Origin of the sequence: Bacteroides sp. 1_1_14 (assembly GCF_000162515.1) — a bacterium.
GTDB classification, from domain to species: Bacteria; Bacteroidota; Bacteroidia; order Bacteroidales; family Bacteroidaceae; genus Bacteroides; species Bacteroides thetaiotaomicron.
This window is the reverse complement of sequence record NZ_GG774705.1, coordinates 409,754-431,759: the sequence shown is the minus strand read 5'-3', so window position 1 is coordinate 431,759 and position 22,006 is coordinate 409,754. Positions and strand designations below refer to the sequence as shown.

Annotated in this window: 14 protein-coding genes; 4 read left to right on the top strand and 10 right to left on the bottom strand. The window is 41.7% G+C overall.

Going from position 1 to position 22,006, the window contains the following annotated elements; all coding sequences use genetic code 11:
* The 4 genes from HMPREF9007_RS13225 to HMPREF9007_RS13240 form a co-directional block, all read right to left on the bottom strand.
* Positions 1-390: a GtrA family protein gene (locus tag HMPREF9007_RS13225; protein WP_008761542.1), complete on the bottom strand. Its 390-nt coding sequence runs from the start codon at positions 388-390 to the stop codon at positions 1-3.
* Complete coding sequence (locus HMPREF9007_RS13230; protein WP_008761541.1) at positions 387-2,324, bottom strand: LTA synthase family protein; 1,938 nt, start codon at positions 2,322-2,324, stop codon at positions 387-389. The genes HMPREF9007_RS13225 and HMPREF9007_RS13230 overlap by 4 nt, the downstream gene beginning before the upstream one ends.
* A gap of 3 nt (positions 2,325-2,327) precedes the next feature.
* Positions 2,328-4,091 (bottom strand): aspartate--tRNA ligase, encoded by a 1,764-nt coding sequence (gene aspS, locus HMPREF9007_RS13235; RefSeq protein WP_008761540.1) that lies wholly within the window; start codon positions 4,089-4,091, stop codon positions 2,328-2,330.
* 75 nt (positions 4,092-4,166) lie between these two features.
* Complete coding sequence (locus tag HMPREF9007_RS13240) at positions 4,167-5,192, bottom strand: diacylglycerol kinase family protein (protein ID WP_008761539.1); 1,026 nt, start codon at positions 5,190-5,192, stop codon at positions 4,167-4,169.
* Positions 5,193-5,412: 220 nt separating this feature from the next.
* Between HMPREF9007_RS13240 and HMPREF9007_RS13245 the strand changes: the two genes are divergently transcribed.
* Positions 5,413-6,597: an aminotransferase class I/II-fold pyridoxal phosphate-dependent enzyme gene (locus HMPREF9007_RS13245; protein WP_008761538.1), complete on the top strand. Its 1,185-nt coding sequence runs from the start codon at positions 5,413-5,415 to the stop codon at positions 6,595-6,597.
* Positions 6,598-6,684: 87 nt separating this feature from the next.
* Here HMPREF9007_RS13245 and HMPREF9007_RS13250 read toward each other — a convergent pair whose 3' ends face one another.
* Together HMPREF9007_RS13250 and HMPREF9007_RS13255 are read right to left on the bottom strand one after the other, a co-directional pair.
* Entirely contained in the window at positions 6,685-7,032 is a 348-nt protein-coding gene (locus tag HMPREF9007_RS13250) for a lipocalin family protein (protein WP_008761537.1), read from the bottom strand.
* Positions 7,033-7,057: 25 nt separating this feature from the next.
* Positions 7,058-7,441: a hypothetical protein gene (locus HMPREF9007_RS13255; protein ID WP_032813409.1), complete on the bottom strand. Its 384-nt coding sequence runs from the start codon at positions 7,439-7,441 to the stop codon at positions 7,058-7,060.
* Between the two features lie 726 nt (positions 7,442-8,167).
* On the opposite strand from HMPREF9007_RS13255, the gene HMPREF9007_RS13260 reads away from it, so the two are divergent.
* Genes HMPREF9007_RS13260 through HMPREF9007_RS13270 form a run of 3 tightly spaced genes read left to right on the top strand, consistent with a single transcriptional unit; the run spans position 8,168 to position 14,547 of the window.
* Positions 8,168-11,380, top strand: a complete 3,213-nt coding sequence (locus tag HMPREF9007_RS13260) for a TonB-dependent receptor (RefSeq protein ID WP_008761535.1) — start codon at positions 8,168-8,170, stop codon at positions 11,378-11,380.
* Positions 11,381-11,400: 20 nt separating this feature from the next.
* Complete coding sequence (locus HMPREF9007_RS13265) at positions 11,401-13,299, top strand: RagB/SusD family nutrient uptake outer membrane protein (protein ID WP_008761534.1); 1,899 nt, start codon at positions 11,401-11,403, stop codon at positions 13,297-13,299.
* 30 nt (positions 13,300-13,329) lie between these two features.
* Positions 13,330-14,547, top strand: coding sequence for a DUF1735 domain-containing protein (locus HMPREF9007_RS13270; RefSeq protein WP_277754662.1), 1,218 nt, complete (start codon positions 13,330-13,332; stop codon positions 14,545-14,547).
* 326 nt (positions 14,548-14,873) lie between these two features.
* Here the strand turns inward: HMPREF9007_RS13270 and HMPREF9007_RS27690 are convergent, their stop codons facing one another.
* Genes HMPREF9007_RS27690 through HMPREF9007_RS13285 form a run of 4 tightly spaced genes read right to left on the bottom strand, consistent with a single transcriptional unit; the run spans position 14,874 to position 21,996 of the window.
* Positions 14,874-15,932: an FtsX-like permease family protein gene (locus tag HMPREF9007_RS27690; RefSeq protein WP_277754661.1), complete on the bottom strand. Its 1,059-nt coding sequence runs from the start codon at positions 15,930-15,932 to the stop codon at positions 14,874-14,876.
* Positions 15,889-17,232, bottom strand: a complete 1,344-nt coding sequence (locus tag HMPREF9007_RS27685) for an FtsX-like permease family protein (protein ID WP_277754660.1) — start codon at positions 17,230-17,232, stop codon at positions 15,889-15,891. The genes HMPREF9007_RS27690 and HMPREF9007_RS27685 overlap by 44 nt, the downstream gene beginning before the upstream one ends.
* A gap of 27 nt (positions 17,233-17,259) precedes the next feature.
* Entirely contained in the window at positions 17,260-19,668 is a 2,409-nt protein-coding gene (locus HMPREF9007_RS13280) for an ABC transporter permease (RefSeq protein ID WP_008761533.1), read from the bottom strand.
* 21 nt (positions 19,669-19,689) lie between these two features.
* Entirely contained in the window at positions 19,690-21,996 is a 2,307-nt protein-coding gene (locus tag HMPREF9007_RS13285) for an ABC transporter permease (protein ID WP_008761532.1), read from the bottom strand.
* Between the last annotated feature and the right edge of the window lie 10 nt (positions 21,997-22,006).

The window sequence follows — 22,006 nt, the reverse complement described above, 5'->3', positions numbered from 1 at the left end:
TTATTGGAAAGTAATCTTCTTATTAGCAATAAAGTTGGCAGCTCCGTAAATAAACAATCCAAGGAACTGGGCCAGATATTCATTAACATCCAGACCTTCTACCAACAAAATAAGGAATAAAAACTGCGCAGTGTAAGCAACCCCGAAAGCAGAACAGAAGAATAGTATCTGTTTCCAGACATTGTTCTTTCTTTTTTCTACGGGGAATATCCAATACTTGCACCAGATAAAGTTATGAATCTGGGCTATAATATACGCAGTTACATTAGCCACCATATAGTCACCTTCGAATGACATTTCTCTCATCATCAGCCACACAACAAGGGCCATGATCAAAGCATTCATCGTTCCGATTACTATAAAGCGAAATATGCGCACTGATTCTTTCATTTCACAACAAGTTCGTCGTTATTCATTCGTATCATGTACTGCTGAATGATTGCTTTCAGTTCATCTTCCATCGACTGTTGCACATCAATCTGACCCAGAAGATTATGTTCCAGCAACTTATCCGTTTTAAACGCATACATGGCTACGGCGTTCCGGCCATCAAACTGCAATAAATAGTCACCTTTAAAGAATTGATATATTCCATTGATATAATTTACGGCATACGTATCCTCAGCAGGCGTATTCAATAAATCACACCCAAAGGAAACAAATGGTTTGTCATACCCTAAATACCCCAATACAGTAGGCATAATATCAATTTGTTGTGCTATCACATCTTTACGGAAACCTTTCAAATTACTTTCCGGCTGATAAAACACTACAGGAACAGAGAACAACCCGCTTTCCGTCTCATACTCCGGACGTTCCGGCGAGTTGGTATGATCTGCTGTAAATACGAACAGCGTATTTTTATACCACGGTTCTTTCGAAACCTTTTCAAAGAACAACTTCAAAGCATGATCCGTGTATCCGATGCACTGACGAATAGCTTTATTCCCTTTCGGAAAAACGCCTTCGTATTCTGCTGGAACTGCAAACGGATGGTGGGAAGAAAGGCTGAACAACGCAGCTGCAAAAGGCTGCTGAAAACCGGATAAAGTATTACCAAAGAACTGGAAGAATTTCTCATCCCAAATTCCCCAATGCCCATCAAAATCCTTGTTACCCGGATTAGCCTCATTATATTCCGTACGACCAAAGTAATTGGTGTACCCTGCCGTACGTGCAAAAGCTTCAAATCCCATAGAGCCATTGTCCGCCCCGTGGAAGAAAGCGGTGTAATATCCTTTTTTGCCCAACTCCCCGCCTATACTGGATACCGTGTTCAAAGAAGATGGTGTCAGAAAGAACGGTTCTATAAACATCGGGATACCCGACAATACGGAAGGCATTCCGTCGATACTCTTCATACCATTAGAGAATGAATATTTAAAAGTCAGACCTTCAGCCATCAACGAATCAAGGAAAGGCATATATCCCTTATAGGTTCCATTGTCCAATTCTTCATTCAGAAAGCCGCTATTCTCTTTACTAAAGCTCTCCAGAATAAAAACAACCACATTCAACGGCCTGAATTGCACACTATCCGCAGGCATATGCACCGGCGTGTACAAAGCTTCCATCTTCTCTTTATCGAAATACTGAGGTATGGCAAATGAGGTCTTTCCAAACGTGCGGAAGATAGAAAAAGGGGTATTCAGTACGATCCCCGTCTCCATCGGCCGGTCTACATACTTATTGGCGTTGCTGATTGTGATTGGACGCACCATGCCGGTAAATCCGCCACGCATTCCGCCGATACACAAGTACACTCCAAGCCCCAAAGTAAGCAAATGAACCGTATAATAAACTGGCATACGCTCTACCTTTACCGGCTTCGGCTTACGATACAACTTAAATAAAGCATAACCAAAAGCAATGGCAAACAACGTCAGATACCAGTGATTCAATAATTCTGTCCCTATAATACCTCCCAGATTCCCTTCATTCTTAAATTCACTGAATACGGACGCAGTCGTTCTTCGATGGGTATATTGGAAATAAACCGTATCCATCAGGTTCATAATAATGACAATCAGGTTGGTTGTCACAAAAATCCCCTTTGTAATCTTCTGATATATTACATTTTCCTTATAATGAAGCGGAATCAGCATTAGGAAAATATACAGAAGATTCGTATAAAGAATGGCAGAAGTATCAAAAAGGAATCCTCCCTCGAACATTCTCCAGATTCGTCCGGCTGAAAGATCGGAAAAAGCCTTCAAATTTTCTATCAGAAAGATGACACGACAGAGAATAAAGCACCCCATCACTAATAATAAATTAATTATGAGTGACAGGGTGGTATTATAAAGAGAACGATATTTGTTCATCGTTTACTTATTTTCTTTGATATCAACGATCAGGTTGAGTTCATCAAGTTGAGTCTGATCAATTTCAGACGGTGCATCCAACATTACATCGCGCCCTGAGTTATTTTTGGGGAATGCGATACAGTCACGGATAGAATCCAGACCGGCGAAAAGAGACACCCAACGGTCAAGACCGTATGCCAAACCACCGTGAGGAGGTGCACCATACTTGAAGGCATTCATCAGGAAGCCAAACTGAGCCTGTGCCTTCTCCGGTGTGAAACCTAGGATTTCGAACATTCTGGCTTGCAACTGGGCATCGTGAATACGGATAGATCCTCCACCGACTTCCACGCCGTTGACAACCATATCATAAGCATCGGCACGCACAGCAGCCGGGTCAGTATCCAGCAATGGAATATCTTCTTCTTTCGGATGCGTAAACGGATGATGCATAGCCATCAGACGGCCTTCTTCCTCACTCCATTCGAACATTGGGAAGTCAATCACCCAAAGGCAAACAAACTTATTCTTATCACGCAATCCCAATTGGGAACCCATTTCCAAACGGAGTTCACAAAGTTGCTTACGTGTTTTCATCACGTCGTCGCCGGAAAGAATCAGAATCAAATCACCCGGTTTAGCGCCAAATGCTTCCTTCATCTGTTGCAGCACTTCCTGTGTATAGAATTTGTCTACACTTGATTTCACCGTACCGTCTGCTTCTACACGAGCATACACCATACCTTTCGCACCAATCTGCGGTTTCTTGACGAATTCAGTCAAGGCATCGAGTTGTTTACGGGTATAAGTTGCAGCCCCTTCCGCACAGATACCGCCAACGTATGCGGCATTATCGAATACAGAGAAACCATAACCTTTCATGATATCCATCAGTTCAACGAACTTCATGCCGAAACGCAAATCCGGTTTGTCGCTGCCATAATATTTCATGGCATCAGCCCAAGGCATACGCTGGAACGGTTCGGTCAATTCAACACCCCGAAGAGTCTTGAACAGATGTTTGGCCATTCCTTCGAAAGTAGAAATGATGTCTTCCTGTTCTACGAAACTCATTTCACAGTCAATCTGTGTAAATTCCGGTTGACGGTCGGCACGCAAGTCTTCGTCACGGAAACATTTTGCAATCTGGAAATAACGGTCGAAACCGGAAACCATCAGTAACTGTTTCAGTGTCTGCGGAGATTGCGGAAGTGCATAGAATTGTCCCGGATTCATGCGTGAAGGTACCACGAAGTCACGTGCACCTTCCGGAGTAGAACCGATCAGTACAGGAGTTTCTACCTCTATAAAGCCCAAGCTATCAAGATACTTGCGTACTTCGATTGTCATCTTATGACGTAATTCCAAATTAGAGCGTACGGCATTACGACGCAAATCCAGATAACGGTATTTCATACGGATATCATCACCACCGTCCGTATTATCCTCAATTGTAAACGGAGGAGTCATGGCGGTGTTCAGAACGTTCAGTTCGGAAACGATAATTTCAATATCTCCGGTAGGGATGTTTGCATTCTTGCTGAAACGCTCATTCACTGTTCCTGTGATCTGAATCACGAATTCACGACCCAGTTTATTGGCACGGTCGCAAAGTTCAGCATTAATTTCTTCATTAAAAACCAACTGGGTAATACCGTAACGGTCGCGAAGGTCAATGAAAGTCATACCTCCCATTTTACGGCTGCGCTGTACCCATCCAGACAGCGTGATTTGTTTATTAACATCGGAGATTCTCAGTTCTCCACATGTGTGCGTTCTGAACATATTTTCTAATATTTATGATATTTTTCGTTAAGTAGCTTGCAAAAGTACACAATAAATCAGAAATCGGCATTTATTTCAGACTTTCTTTGTCAGCTTTTTCAATATTTTCTTGTTTTTATCTGTTATATTGTCCACAATCGCCTCATTAATCAGTTTTATTCCGTTCACATATTCCTGTGCTCTTTGAAGAACGTTGGCCGCATCTTTTTCTTCTGTCTTCGGCACAACTACGCGTAATCCGCTTTTAATAAGTTCGATATTTACATCCGCCTCCGTCTCCATCGGGTCACCATCAAAATGCACGACTCCCGGCACAGCCCGTCGAATACACAACTTCTTACAACGGAATGTCTTGATCCGGCTGTTCTGATCAATAGTTTTATTAAATAACTGGAAAGCAAGAGAGGGTACATCCAAAACGGTAAAAGGCTCGAGGATGGTCACATCCAGCAAACCATCCGTCAATGTGGCTTGTGGAGCTATATATGCATTGTTTCCATATTGTGACGCATTTCCGCAGGCAATAAGGAAAGCTTTATACTTGCTGACTCCGTTTTCCGTTTCCAGTTCATATGTTTCGGGCTGATATTTAAGACTTTCCTGCAACGTCTTTTCGAGATAAGTCAATAGTCCGCGCTTTCCGGCATGAGCAAATTTCAAACTGACAAATGCATCAAACCCTACTCCACAGGTACAGAAAAAGTCCGTACCATTAATCTTACCATAATCTATGGTATCCAGGCATCCCTCATTGAGCACTTCCAGTGCCTTTTTAGGTTCCATAGGTATGTGCAGATGCCGCGCCAGTCCATTCCCCGATCCGCAGGGAATAATTCCCAATGCGGTATCAGTATGTACCAACGAACGAGCTATTTCATTAATTGTTCCGTCCCCCCCGATAGCCACAACGACGTCAGCTTTCTCTTCCGCAGCTTTGGCAGCTATCTCTACTGCATGACCGGCTCTTTCCGTATACACTACTTCCCAAGTGTATCTCGCCTTATCAATTTTTTCATCCAGCAAGTTAAGAATCAATTCTTTACTTTGTGTTCCCGAAATAGGATTGACGACGAATATTATTCTTTTCATTCTTTCGTTCATGCTAATCTTTGTCAATTGTAGACGACAAAAGTAATACAAATATATTAAATTTTGATCTATTAGAGGTTTCTAATCTCATGGGAGCAACTTTTTTCTTTTAAAAAGAACAGATAAAAGCAAATTTTGTTATCTTTGCCCCCTGTTTTAAACACTTGTTAAGATAAAAGGAAATTAGATCATCAGCGAATGATCTGAGTATGAGTATAATAAATTATAATTCATGGGATTATTACAAGAGAAGTTAGCTAAGTACGACCTGCCACAGAAATTTATGGCACAGGGCGTTTACCCATATTTCCGTGAGATTGAGGGAAAGCAGGGTACAGAAGTAGAAATGGGCGGACAACATGTGTTAATGTTCGGGTCCAATGCATACACTGGCCTTACGGGAGATGAAAGAGTGATTGAAGCAGGTATCAAAGCCATGCGTAAATACGGTTCCGGTTGTGCCGGTTCACGTTTTCTGAATGGTACGCTCGATCTTCATGTTCAACTTGAAAAAGAACTGGCAGCCTTTGTTGGCAAGGATGAAGCACTTTGCTTCTCTACCGGTTTTACGGTTAATTCCGGAGTTATCTCATGCCTGACCGACCGAAATGATTATATAATATGTGATGACCGTGACCATGCCTCTATCGTAGATGGCCGTCGTCTCTCCTTCTCACAGCAATTAAAATATAAGCACAACGATATGGCGGATCTGGAAAAGCAACTTCAGAAGTGCAATCCGGATTCAGTGAAACTGATCATAGTAGACGGTGTATTCTCTATGGAAGGTGACTTGGCAAACCTACCCGAAATCGTTCGCCTGAAACATAAATACAATGCTACTATCATGGTAGACGAAGCTCACGGTCTGGGTGTATTCGGAAAACAGGGACGTGGTGTATGCGACCATTTCGGTCTGACACACGAAGTAGACCTGATCATGGGTACTTTCAGTAAGTCACTGGCCTCTATCGGCGGTTTTATCGCTGCTGATTCTTCCATCATCAACTGGCTGCGACACAATGCACGTACTTATATTTTCAGTGCATCCAACACTCCGGCTGCAACAGCAGCTGCTCTGGAAGCGCTTCATATCATCCAGAATGAACCGGAAAGACTGAACGCTCTGTGGGAAGCAACCAACTATGCTCTGAGACGTTTCCGTGAAGCAGGCTTCGAGATCGGTGCTACTGAGTCTCCTATCATTCCTCTTTATGTACGCGATACGGAGAAGACTTTCATGGTTACTAAGTTAGCTTTCGACGAAGGTGTATTCATCAATCCGGTTATTCCGCCGGCATGTGCTCCGCAAGACACATTGGTACGCGTGGCATTGATGGCTACTCACACCAAAGAACAAATAGACAGTGCTGTAGAAAAGTTAGTGAAAGCTTTCAAAGCTTTAGACCTTTTGTAAGCAGCATCTCTGAAAAGCTATAAAAAAGCTACTTTCCGAAAGACAAATCATCAGGAAAGTAGCTTTTTTAATTCTACAGCAAACAAATTACTTCTGCTTTGCGTAACGAATTTCCATTCCTTGGTTATCCAGAACCAAAGAATCAGCCGTCAGTCTCTTGATATCCATCGTATCCACAAATTCAATCGTCTGGCCATTACCGATACTTTTTCCTGTCAGAATCAGTTTAGTTCCTTCCTGTTTCCAGCTTTCATAAACCAAAGTAGCCATATTGACAGAAGAAGCAACGCCTCCTTCTTCCATCTTAATACCTTGTACTTGTCCTTCCAGTCCCGGCACAGGTTCTACCCACGAGCCAACAATTGAGGCAGAGTTACCTCCACATGCAGCCAATAAACCCATCAACAGAGTTGCTGCCAACATTTTCTTTTTCATTCTGTAGTTCTGATTAGATTATTAATTAGTCATTAGTCCGATCCGCCTTCTTCCCTACTACAATCACTTTCTTTGCAGTTGGTATCGTATTCGATCCCGGCTCTTCCTCTTCTTCTATGTAATTCACCTGTACGGTGTCTCCCAGTTCGAAGCCACCGACTTCACTCGGCTCCTGATCCATCGTACTGACGAACACTGTATCTCCTTTCGAAGTAACCAACATAAAATTATTCATCGAAGCATCTTCTACTACCCCGAAGATTGTTTTCTCATCTTCTGTAGGAGCAACAGCCAGACTATCATCCATAGTATCCTGCTCTTGTCCCGCAGTCTGTCCGCTCTTTGATTGACAAGCACTTATCACACCAACCAAAACAGCAAACAATAAAAAAACTCTCATTTTGTTCATATGCTTTTTATTTGAGATAAAACTTAGAATATTGCAAAGGTAATTTTTAAAATTGTTTTTCCCATGAACCTGCTTAAAATTAATTGAAATAAGGCATTAAAAGTTTTTCTATACCGGCACACGCTCATTACAAAATAATGATACATATATAATTATACAAAACGTAAAATAAGGATAAGACAGACAAAACAGGAATATGTTAAATACTATTTTAGCTCATTCCGATCAAACATACAATATATTAATAATCAGATAAATAATAGATAAATTAAGGATATATTCAGATAAGTTCATGGAGAACTTGGTAGCAGATTTTAGAAAAATAAGCTTTCATCTTTTGAAAATTTAAGGTTTATAAATATTGAATGATTTTCTTTGCTTTGTTGGCGACAAAAATAGTTATATTTTTCAGAAGTACGCTATAAATTGATGCTTTTTTTAAAAGTTATTTCTTCGTTTACCCTATCTTTTCCTTTTATAATTCTGATAAAGTAATATTTCAGGAGGTATTTGAAATTAATATGTACTCATAATACTCATCCCACCAAGTTCTCCATGAACTTATACCGCCTTAGAGTTTACTTAATTCTATATTTCACAACCTAATTTTTAATCAAAAATCAACACACAATCAATGCCTATGGAAATATTACAGTATTATGATTTACAATCCCTATCGTTTACAAACAAAACCGGTAAACTAGTTATTATTTTAAAATCAAAATTATGAAAAACATTTTATTTACTTCAAACAAAGTGCACACAACCGCGCGAATCGGTGTTCTGTTCTTTTCTTTATGTTTTTCTCCACTCATAAATGCCGGCAATGCGGAAAAGCCGATGAATGGCATAGAGAGTTCAGAAACAACGCAACAAAATAAGATTAAAATAACAGGTGTAGTAACAGACAGCAAAGGAGAATCTATCATCGGAGCCAATGTTGTAGTAAAAGGACAATCAAACGTCGGAGCAATAACCGATGTAGAAGGACGTTATCAGATTATGGTTCCTTCCGACAATGCAATTTTGCAAGTATCATATCTTGGATACGTAACCGAAGAAATAAAAGTAAAAGGGCGCCGCAACATCAATGTGATGCTGAACGAAGACTCCAAAGCGCTGGACGAAGTTGTAGTAGTCGGCTACGGACAGCAGAAAAAGGAAAGCGTAGTCGTTTCTATGAGTTCCATCAAACCAAAGGATATCGTTGTCCCTTCGCGAAGCCTGAATAACAGTCTTGCCGGACAAGTCGCCGGTTTGATTGCAGTACAACGTTCGGGTGAACCCGGATATGATAACGCAGAGTTTTGGATTCGAGGCGTAAGTACCTTTGCGGGTGGTACATCTCCGCTGGTACTTGTGGACGGTGTACCCAGAAGCATGAGTGATATTGAACCCGACGAAATCGAAACGTTTTCGGTTTTGAAGGATGCCGCTGCAACAGCCATTTATGGTGCCGAGGGAGCCAATGGTGTAGTACTTGTCACTACCAAACGCGGACGTGTAGAGAAGGCAAAGATTTCATTCAAGACAGAACACACCATTTCTTCCCCCACCCGTCTTCCCGAGTTCGTTGGTTCGGCCGACTATCTGGACCTGTTCAACGAAGCACTCCATAATGATGGGGAATTACCGCAGTTTTCGGATGACTTAATTGCACATTACCGGAACAATGACGATCCGGACCTATATCCAAATACCAACTGGATCGACAAAATGTTACGTAAAAACACATTCACACACAGATATACCTTGAATGTACGTGGAGGTACAGAAAAAGCAAAATACTTTGTTTCGGCAGCATATTACAACGAAAGTGGTATTTTCAAAGGAAGTCCTACCAAACAATATAATACAAACATCGGCATCGACCGTATCAATCTTCGTTCAAATATTGATATGAACGTATCAAGCACTACAACTGTAGGAGTTGACCTCGCACTTCAGTATCTGGTTAATAATTATCCGGGAACAGGAACTGCCAATATATTCCGTTCCATGCTGATTACTCCTCCTTATACATTTCCGGCTGTGTACAGTGATGGTACTGTTTCAACCTACTCACAGGAACGTGACGCTAACATGCGCAACCCGTACAACTTATTGATGAACTCCGGATACGCCAAAGAATACCGTACTGCCATTCAATCCAAAGTTTATGTAGACCAGAAACTGGATTTTATCACCAAAGGTTTGTCTGTACGCCTGAACGCAAGTTATGACTATGATAGTGAAATGATCGTTCGCCGTGAATATAATCCGACAAGATATCATGCTACGGGACGCGACGAAAACGGCAATCTATTATTTGCTACAGTCGTATCCGGAAACCCTGAATTGCAGGACCCTAAAAATAGTGCGACAAGCGCAACCAAAAAGATTTATATAGATGCTGCCATCAACTATAAACGTACATTCGACCAGCACGAAGTAGGTGCCATGCTATTGTACATGCAGAAAGAAACCCAAAATCACAATGTTGCGCTTCCCTACCGCAAGCAAGGTCTGATAGGACGTTTAACTTACGGTTACGGCGGACGCTATTTCATTGAAGGCAACTTCGGATACACCGGTTCAGAAGCATTTGCTTCGGGCAACCGTTTCGGTTTCTTCCCGGCAGTAGGTCTCGCCTACTACATTTCCAATGAGTCTTTCTACCCGGAAGTGATCAAAAAGTATGTCCCCAAACTCAAATTAAGAGCCTCTGTCGGACGTGCCGGTAACGACAATACAGGAGGAACCCGTTTCTTGTACCGTCCGACCTACAAAATGGATGCTGGAGGTTTTACGCAAGGTTACAATGATACCGGAGGCGGTCTGAACGGTATCGGCAACGGTATCATAGAAGGACGTTTTGCAGCTCCTTACTTGGGATGGGAAGTAGAAGACAAACAAAACTACGGTTTCGATATCGGCTTGTTTGACAACCGTCTTGAAGTTATCTTTGATTACTTCGATTCTACCAGAAGCCAGATTCTGCTGCAACGTCAGACTGTTCCCCAGCTTGGCGGTCTGAGAGACGATCCGTGGCAAAACTTCGGTAAGGTTCGCAACAGAGGTGTTGACATGTCTGTGAACGCTCATCAAAATATAGGCAAGGTAAAACTTAGCGCAAGAGGTACATTCACATTCACCCGCAATAAAATTCTGGAATATGATGAACTTCCTCCAAAGTATGATTACCAGGCTATTACGGGCAAACGTGTCAGTGATAAAGATAACCTCTATTACATCGCAGAACGACTTTATACCGAAGACGACTTTACCGTAAGCACTAACGCTAACGGTCTGAAGACTTATAAACTCCGTTCGGAAATTCCACAACCAACCTTAGGCGGACTCCTTGGTCCCGGTGACATCAAATATACCGACGTCAATGGAGACGGAATCATCGACTCTTATGACCGTGTAAGAGGAATCGGTCATCCAGAAACTCCGGAAATTATCTACGGATTCGGTTTAAATGCCGAATATAAAGGAATCTACGCCAGCATCTTCTTTCAGGGAGCAGGAAACACTTCTGTATTATTGGGTGGAAAGACTTCCGAAGGATGGTATCCGTTCTCATGGGGTGTCGACCAGTCCAACTATCGTACCTTTGCATTAAACCGCTGGACAGAGAACAATCCGAGCCAGGATGTAATTATTCCCCGTCTGCACAAGAGCAATGCGAACAATGCTAATAACCGCGTTGCCAGTACATGGTGGCTGCGCGATGGCTCTTTCCTCCGATTGAAGAATATAGAAATCGGCTATCAGATACCTAAGAAATTTTTAAGCAAGATCGGCTTCGAAGCTGCCCGTATCTATCTGATGGGATATAACCTGGCAGTATGGGATCATATCAAATATTTCGATCCGGAAGCCGGAAATGCGAATGCCGGACTTAACTATCCGCTGCCGCGAACCTATACAATCGGTCTTGATTTCACATTCTAAAAACCATAAAAGATAAAAATATGAAAAGTAAAAGTCACATATATATGTTGCTGATGGGATTATTCTTCTCCGTCAGTTCATGTGATTATCTGGCTGTTTCGGACCAGATGTCAGGAGGCTTGCAAAATACAGATCAAATATTTGAAAACGTAGCCTATACCAAACGATGGTATGCCAATGTCTTTGCAGGAATCCCCGATTATTCGGGAATAAACAGCCTGAATGTAGGAGCCTTTAAAAATCCGTGGGCTGCAATCTGCGATGAACTAGTAGTAGGTTATGGAAATGCTGCCAAGGCCAACAACTCGGACAAGAATGCGGCGACCGCTGGTTTTCACCGCTATGGCGACTGCTATAAATACATCCGGCAGGCTAACATTTTCCTAGAGAAAGCTCATGTGATTACAACCAGCGGTACGCAAGGCGACAGACTGGAAGAAGACGAACTGAATGAGATGCGTGCCAACGTACGCTTCATGCGTGCATTTTACAATTATCTGCTATTGGAACAATACGGTCCTATTATCCTCGTAAAAGATAAGGTATACGAGGCGACAGAGACTCAGGATGTTCCCAGAAATACGGTAGATGAAGTTATCACGTATATTGATCAGGAACTACGTGAAGTAGCTAATGAACTGCCACAGGAACCGATGCACGAAAATGAATCTTACCGCGCATGGCCAACCAAAGGTGTCGCTTTGGCCGTACGTGCCAAATTGTGGCTATATGCAGCCAGCCCCCTTCTCAACGGGGGATACAGAGAAGCGCTGTCTCTGACCAACCCAGACGGTACAAGACTCTTCCCGGATCGTGATGACAACAAATGGAATACTGCATTAAACGCCTGCAAAGATTTCATCGATTACGCAGAAACCGGAAACCGCTACGAGTTATACAAAGAATATACAACAAGCAGCACCGGTGAACAGATTCTAGACGTAGATGCCTCCGTTTACAACCTCTTTCAGAAATACAATAAAGAAATCATCTGGGGCACCGCCAACAACGACTGGGGAGGACTTGACGGTGACGCATTCGACCGAAGAATCGTTCCTCGCTGCGAAAAGAACGGTTTGGGTTCGACCGGAGTAACGCAAGAACTCGTAGACGCCTTCTATATGAACGACGGACTTCCTATCAAGGAAACCGACTATCTGCCGAAATCAACACTTTATAAAGAAGATGGTTACGGAACTTACAAGGACAAGAATGACGGAAAATACTCTAAGAACTACACCAACGTAACAGTCAGTAACCGCTATCTGAATCGTGAAGCACGTTTCTACAACACTGTCTTCTTCAACGGACGCCAATGGCCTGTCACCTGCAAACAAGTCCAGTTCTACAATGGAGGTAATGCAGGCGTTCAGGAAGGACAAGCCACTACAACCGGATATATGCTTTTCAAGCGCTTCAACCGATCAATCAGCAAAACCAGTCCGGGTGTAGCTAGTCAGAACCGTCCTTCCATAATCTTCCGTCTGGCGGATTTCTATCTGATATATGCAGAAGTTGCCAACGAAGTAAATCCGAGCGACTCACGCGTACTGACTTATCTGAACCTCGTACGCGAACGGGCAGGCTTGCCGAAAGTAGAAATACTGAATCCCGGTATCGTAGGTAATAAAGAATTGCAAAGAGCAGCCATTCAGCGCGAACGCCAGATTGAACTGGCAACGGAAGGTCAACGTTATTTCGATGTACGCCGCTGGATGATTGCCGACAAAGACGGTGAAGGACGCCAAAACGGATATGCACACGGTATGAATGTTCGGGGAACTATCAATGATACCGAAGAGTTCAACCACGTAGTGGAAACTGAAAAAATTGTATTCAACAGAAAGATGTACTTACAGCCAATACCGGATCACGAAATGAGAAAGACACAAAACCTCGTCCAGAATCCGGGATGGTAATTGTATAAGCACAATAAATCAATGAGCATTATGAGAAAAATAAGTTATATACTAATATCAGGTTGCATCACTCTCTCTATTATCGGTTGTGATGAAACCTTTGATACGAGCAATACATCCGAAGGGATTTTGTCATTGTCTGAAAACGGACTGACTATTCTGCAATCGTATAATGTAGGAGAAAAATACAATGCTGACTTATGGATACAACACGGAGGACTGGAACTGAATAACAGTACCGTCACCTTCACCGTAGACAAAAGCCTGCTCGACTCACTCAATACTGCCGACGGAACCAGTTACCAGATACTTCCGGAAGATTGTTATCAAATGACTAACACAACGGTTAACGTATCTGCCGGTGACAGACTGGCAAAAGGCACTATCGTATACGACCCGACAAAGATTCATGCGTTGTGCGGCTATGACAATGTTCAATACATTCTCCCACTCAAAGCAAGCACTACAGGAGAGAAGTTGAACCCCGACCGTTCCACCCTCCTACTGGGATTTAAAGTTTCCGAACCCATTGTAACTATCATAAACGATGGTATACAGGAAATCAATGTCGACAATGTAAAAGAGTTGCCGATTACCATTGGAGTACCTTTTAGCAATAAATGGAACATCAACTGTACTTTAGTCAACAACCAGTCGGTAGTAGATACATACAACAGTGCCAATCAGACTTATTTCAGTCTTCTGCCGGCAGAGTGCTATACCAAACCCGAATCCCCGTCATTGTCTCAGGGAGTTGATCAGACCACAGTCAGTTACAAGCTGAAAGATAACATTCTTCCGGGAAATTATATGCTTCCTGTGCAAATAGGCGAAGTTACTTCCGATGCCACTATCCGTGCGGATAAAGACACCTACACAGGATTCTGCATCATAAAAGAAGGAACGAAAATATCAAAGAGCGGCTGGGAAGTTCTGTCCTTTACGACACAGGAAACTTCGGGAGAAGGAGCCGGCAATGGATTAGCCAAATGTCTGATAGACGGAGACACTGAAACATTCTGGCATGCCAAATGGCAAGGTGGAAGCGACCCGCTACCGTATGATATTGTGATAGATATGAAGCAAAACATACAAATAGCACAGGTGGAATTGCTTCCGCGCGGCAGAGGTTCAAACAATCCTATCAAAGTGGTCGAGTTTGCAGCTAGTGAAGATAACGTGAACTGGACTCCTATCGGCAGATTCGGATTCACGAATCAGGATGCCGCCCTGGAAATATTTATGTAAAATCGATCAAAGCACGTTACATCAGACTCACGATTCCCGATGACGGAGGAAACAGTACTGTCGCTGCTATCAGAGAACTAGATGTCAAGGGCACTATTATTAACTGACACATGAGCATTCGATAGGTATTTTATAGCAAGTGCACTCTATAGTGCATCTTGAAGTTAAGCTACTCTCTTCCCCCCCAAAGAGAGTAGCTTTTTATTTTGTCCGATGCCACCTTTCCTGTTTTTCCAACGGTTGATTAAGCTTCAAAGTCGACGGCAAAGGAAGAACGTTTTATCTTCTTAGAAACTGGATACTGAAGAACTACATATTCATAGTGATCATTCCGTTTTAATAGTCTCAGCCGGATTACTTAATGCCGTATGATATCCGTTAAGGACAACTGTGACAAAAGTTACAAGCATTAATAAAACGACAGGTACTATAAATACTTCTATTCCCCAATTCGCAGGATACACAAACTGTTCCCTCCACCGTTTCATCAAGACATATACGATAGGGACAGCGATCACGTCGGCTATCAGAATATAATAGAAGAACGGACGGTTCAACAACAATAGAATTTGGCGGGAAGAGGCACCGTGTACTTTACGAATCGCAATTTCTCTTTTTCGTTGTTCTACCGCATACCATGTAATTCCAAAGATACCAAAAAGGGTCAGGAACAAACTGATTATAGCATAAGCCAGTAATAATCGGGAGAAATTCACCATATCTGTATTGTTGGATATATATTGCTGATAGGCGTCTATGTAAACAAAAGAATGTCCCGGCTCGTGTTTCTCCCACAGCAACCGGAGATTTTTTACTATCTCATTGCGTCTGCTCTCATCTATACGACAAGACAGGTAGGTTGCCTGATCAACCGGAATCTCTTGAAGAATGATCTGCATCGGAGTAATGGCAGAGTTGAAAGAAGTCAGTCTGAAATCTTTGCATACACCAATAATAGTTCCTTCACCGGCGTTGTCCTGCGCATATTTGCTTAAGGCCTGCCCCACCGGGTCTTCTCCTGCCGGCACAAAAAACTGCACAAAGGCTTCATTAACAACTACCGGATGGGCTACCTTGGAAAATAAATCCTTCGTTCGTTCCGGTTCGAGAAGTTCTATGTTGAATAAGTCCAGCAGTTCATAGTTCTCGGTCAATAAAACTTTATTTACCATTACTTCCTGCCCGTTCCTGTTTAGTGGAATGATGATATTAAAAGGACTCGTTATCCGCCCTTTGGATAACAGGGCAGTTTGGATACCGGGCAGGTTTTTAATGTCATTATACAAAGGGACGGTCAGGGCAGTCCCCTCATTACCTAAGATTAAAATTCCTTTAAAGCGTTCACCCTGCTCTTCTATGGTTGAAAGTTGCGTACGTATCATCATAAAGGCAGTCATCAATCCGATGGAGATAACCATTTGCACGCCTACAAGGGTCGCTACCAGTCTTCTTCTTTTTCTCCCTTGAAAAAAATTGCCGATATCCGCTGATAGAAATGCGGTTCAGTTTCTTCGTCATATAGGTGGCCGGTATAATGGCCAAAAGAGAAACAAACAGAAGAATAAATGGAAAGACTTTCCATGAAAGAATGAAACCGAAAGTCAGACGGGCATCAAAGAAATAATTGAAAAGAGAAAGTATGTCCCCCATTACAAGAATGGAAAGGATGAAAGCAATAAATACGGTAAGGAATGTATCAATAAAAAGTTGCCGGCAAATATATGAATGGGAAGCTCCCATCAATGTCTCTACATGAATCATGTTTACTTGTTTCAGCAGGCGCGAAAAGCTTAGGTTTACGTAATTGAAGCAAGCGATGAATAAGACAAGAAAAGCTGATAATAAACCGATACTCAACAAAGCGATCTGCCGATGACTGAATGTTTTCACGGAATCAGCCAGTTTTGTGTCAAAGTAGGATTCTTGTAATGTCTGGAGTTTATAATAACCGGGACCTGTCACTGTAGGCAGTTCTGTTGACTCAAAACGCTCGCAAAAGGCTGACACGTCAGTCTTTTCTTTGAGAAGAATCATACAGGAAGTTCCTTCTTCCTGCAGGTTCTGAGAATTACCAAGCAAATCAATACGGAGTGCTGACTGCGCATAAAACTTATATATGGCAGATACCTTTTTCATTTCAACTTTATCTCCATATACCACAGAAAGTTCTCGCCCGATACAATCGAACTTCCCGAAGTATTGCATGGCCTTTTCTTCACTCAAAGCAATACAGTCCGGCTTGGTCAAGGCTTCTTTCATATTGCCGGACAATATCTGGTACGGGAAAAAACGGCAGAAAGAACTGTCGGCCTCAACAATGACCTGTTGAGGAAAGCGCTGGTTCTCAATTTCAATATGAGTTGCCTCCTTCTCGGTCAGCCGGAGATAAGATTCAATCTCCGGAAACGGAGCTATCATTCCGGCAACCGACCCTCCGTAGACAAATGATACTTGTCCGGTGCTCTGCATGGATGGTAGTCGCTGAGTCAGGCGCAGGATACGGTCCTTCTTTGGATTTTCCCCTTCTATCGTATATTCATGGATGACAAACGAGATCAGAAGATTGGTACAGGAAATACCGACCACAAGACTGACCAAAGAGATGACCGCAAAAAGTTTATTGCGCCACCAGTTTCTGAATATAAGTTTTAATAGTACGAGGTTTTCCATAGCAGTTCGTTCCATTCGTTGTAATCTTAGTCGTTTTTAATCTTATTCGTTCTTCATGATCAATGCCGGATTGATGCGGACAGCTTTGCGTACCTGCCAGAGTAATGTACCCAGTGAGATAAGCAAGGTAAGGATGAAGCCTGTCACAAAAATCCCTGCTCCTATCGGAGCTTTCACCGCAAAGTCTTTGGTATAGTCATTAATAATATAATAGACCAAAGGAATAGCGACAGCAAAGGCGGCTCCCAAAATATAAAGATACTTCCTGACCAATAACAAAGCGATCTGTTTGCCGGTAGCTCCGTTCACTTTACGCAATGCAATCTCCCTGTAGCGCTGGCGAATGTCATACAATGACAGCCCGAACAATCCGAGGCAGGAAACGCAGATAGCCAGTCCGGCAAAGGTGACGTAGATGTGGGTTGTTCTCTTGTCATCATCGTACAGTTTTTCAACTTCATCTTCGACGAAGGAGTAATTGAACTCCCCCTCACCCATTACTTCGTTGTGTAGTTCCTTCAAGAATTGAATGGCTTCCTTGCGTTTACCTTCGGCTATTTTAGCCATTAAAGGTTCGGTAGGGTTTTCTCCTTCATCATACAGAATAGCCAGTGGTGCATCCCCCATAGATAAGTGTCCGGTCCGGAAGTCTTCTATCACACCTACTACCTGATAAGCAGGATTTTTACTCTCATCTGTCCCCACACTCCACCATAGACGGGATTCGGTTTGCAGTGAAGCTTCATTAATATCTTTTATCCGGAAGAGCTTTCTGGCTGTTTCATTTATCATCATTTTATATTGGGCAAACTGGTCTTTATCATTCCACGTTCTTCCTTCTTTCAGCTTCAGGCCAAACATATTCATGTAATTATTATTAACATATATGATAGCCATTTTATGTTTCTCTCCGTTACTCTCCACATTGACGTATGGTTCCAGATTGATAGGTGCTTCCCCATATCCCCATGAAATGAATAAAGGGCATGCGTCCATCTTCTGTTTAATAACCTGTACCTTATGCCGCTCCAAGTCACGTTCTTTCTGCCATTCTTCATCATTTGCATATCTTCTGTTTTGTGTCTCGAATGACAGGAACTGGCATGAAATGATATTCTTTGCCTGATATCCTAAATCCGCATTCAGCATTGTGTACAACTGGCGAACAAAAAACAATGCGACTACTATCAGACTGAACGTAATGACATATTGAATAAACAAGAATATTGCACGGGAAACAATTGAATTTCCTCCGGCATTTACAGAACGCAAAGAAGTGATCGGAGAAGAATAGTTGTAACGTAAGAAAGGAAAGACAGACGTCACCAACGGCAATACGAATAATAAAATGAGAGACAGCGACAGATCAAAAATGATATCCGGTTTTACAGGAATTGCATATACCGAGGCGAATATCCCGGCTGAAGTTTCGATCAGCATCCAGATGATAAGCAAGGCGGCTGCCACCATATATATATTCTCTACATAAATCTGGATAAATATCTGAAAGCCGCTCGCACCATATACTTTTTTTACACCAAACTCACGTGCCCGCTTTAGAACGATAACCGTGTAGATATTGATAAAATTGAAGACTCCCACCAACAGCAGCATACAAGCCACTACAGTCAGAATCGTCACATGATTGATATTCCCCCGCAAAAAAGAAGCTGCCGAAGGTTCGACAATCTTATTGAAATACAATCCTTTCAAGGGAGTAAGCCCGTACTGTATGGGAGAATGACTGTAACATATTAATGACTGCGGCTTGGAAATCTTTTCATTATACTTTTTCAGGTCTGTTCCGTTTGTCAACCGGACCATGCAGAATCCCATCCGACTCCAGTCTGTATATTTCCCCTGATTCACCGGAGCTATCAGGTCGAATTGTAAAGAAGCCTTGGTACTCGGTTCATCCACAATGCCACGAATGGTAAGTACAGAACCTGACGATGAAGTTAATTGTTTCCCTATCGGGTCTTCGTCACCAAAAATATGCCGTGCATATTTCCGGGTAATAATTGCATCATCCGGTTTCTGAATAGTTTTAATTCCCGAAACTATCGGATAGTCCATCAACTGCAAAAGCAAGCTATCAGTTACCAAAACATTGGCCCGGTAACGGTGATTATCGACTACAATATAATCATCGTCAAAAGAAACACTATAAGAATATGCTTCTACTTCCGGATTCTTTAAAGGGTCTATAAAATTAGGATCATTATTCCTGTCTGTATTATCTGTGATCGAAATGCTGCCATTACTCCTTTGAATAGTCAGCAAGTACAATCGGTCCAGGTCCTTACAGAAATGGTCAACTGTTATCTCCTGATGGATATAGCGTACAATTATCAACGTTGCAGCCACACTGACTGCAAGCCCGATAATATTGATCATCGTGTATATTCTGAAACGGGATAAAGTCCTGATAGCAGATAATTGGTTCTTCATATTGCTTTTATACTAAGGATGTTATTCACTTTTGATTACTTCCGCCGGATTCTGTCGGGCAGCTTTCCATACTCTGCCTATAATACTGAAGAATATAATAAGCCCTACAATGATAAAAATAGCTCCATACATCCAGGCACTTATCTCTGTCCGTTCTACATAGCTTTCCAACCAATGTTTCATAGCTATATAACCTATTGGGAAAGCTATGAGGGACGCTACGATCAATAATATCAGGTATTCTTTCAGGAACAGAATCAGAATATCCCGAATTATAGCTCCATTCACTTTACGAATAGCAATTTCTTTGGATCGCTGTTCGCAAGTCAGTGTCACCAAAGAGTAAATACCCAAAATAGAGATAATCACGCAGACTATACTTACAAAGCCTAATAATTTAAGAAGAATGTATTCTGATTTTAAATATTCATTATAATGTTCCTCTATATTGGTCAATACATATTCAACTCCCGGATATTCTTTGGCAAATAAATCCTCGGTTTTCTGCTTTAGCTCTTGCCATTGCCCTTCATGATATTTGACTATAATCTGCTTTCTGTCAGAGAGTTCGTTATTCTGACCTATAAAAGCTACCGGTTTTACAGGAATTGTAGGTGGGCTGGTATGAAAGTCTTTAATGACTCCGACAATGGTATACTCATGCTTGTCTTTTCCCTGGTATATTTTTTTTCCTATTGGATCATGCATATCCAAAGATTTAACGGCAGTCTCATTGATTACAATCTTATCAACATCATCTTTTTTCAGCATTTCTCCTTTCAGTAGCTTTAAATGATAGAATCGCATTATTTCTTCATTTTCTGCCAGACATTCCAAATTTGTCTGATCTGTGCTACTTTGCTTTCCATCCCAGTCTGTTATCCGCCATGAAATTCTTACTCCCTGAAGCAATAAGCCATAATTTCCTTTCAGTACCTCCCTGGTACATGGCATTTGTTCTACTTTATCCGCTATGGCACTAAAAGAATCATTCGGATACAGATATTGAAAAACTGCTATATTCTTTCTCTCCCAACCTAAATCAACATTATTCAGGAAAAAAAGCTGTCTCATAATGACGCTTACTGAGAATATAAAAAGAATACTAATTATCAGTTGAAGCACGACACTGATTTTACGGTACAAAGCTTTTCCGACTGTCTTTTGGGAATGATAATTCTTCTTTACAATAAACGATAGAAATAAAATTAAGGAAGTAATGGCAACTCCTCCCAGATAGAAGAAAGATTCTACGTAAATATTTCCACTGATATTTGACACTTCCTTGAATACTGATAGAAAAAGTTCAATAAAAGTCATTCCCAGTAATCCTGACAATAACAATATCAACAAGTATTCAACGGAAAGTAATATAAATAGTCCCATATGAGAAGAGCCACACACTTTTCTCAGTTCCAACTCTCTGACACGCATACGCATACGGGCAAAGAATAAAGAAAAATAGTTGAAAAGAGAGCACAATATAACTAATCCGCCTACTACCGCAAAAAGAATCAGGTAATAAAACTCGACTGTCCTTTCTGTATTTAGAGCTGAATAATAATAACCTGTGATTGGCATCAATCGATATTTCCCAATAAATATATTTTCCTTCTCTTTTTCCTGAGCATATTCGTTAAGCTTCTTCTGAAAAAGTTGAAGATCCACTTTCTTATGGAATCTGAGAATTGTCATGAAGCCTGAATTCTGCCAGTCTTCGGTCCAACTACTAAAATAAGCACCTTCTGTCCAAAAGCCGAATGACAGATTGCTATGATCTTCCAAACCATCAAGAATTGCACATACAGTCTGAGAGCTACCTCTTAAGTTCACTTTCTGTCCTAAAATATCCGTTGAACCGAACAGACGCATCGCCATATCCTTTGTTAAGGCTATTTTCTCATCCGAGTGCATAAAATCCGTATTCCCCGATACAACAGAAATATCAAACATATTCATAAAACAAGAATCTGCTCCTATCTCAATACCTTCCAAAGGTGACTGTCCTTCCACTGAGATTTCTACATTTTGCCATCTCGTCAAAGCACACGCTGCTTCTATTTCCGGAAAGTCTCGTTTCAAATAAGTAGATAAAGGGTATGGAGACGAAGTATCGAAACCGGAATTCTCTAATACTGATTCTTTATATAATATGTAAGTTCTCTCCGATCCTTTTAGAAAGGCATCATAAGTCATCTCATAATGTATCCAAAACGTAGAAAGAGCAAAACAGGTAAATCCGACAGATAATCCTATAATACTTATTATAGTTTGCGTTTTGTATTTTATCAAATTGCGAAAGGCTATTTTTAAGTAGTGTCGTATCATCGTATATTAT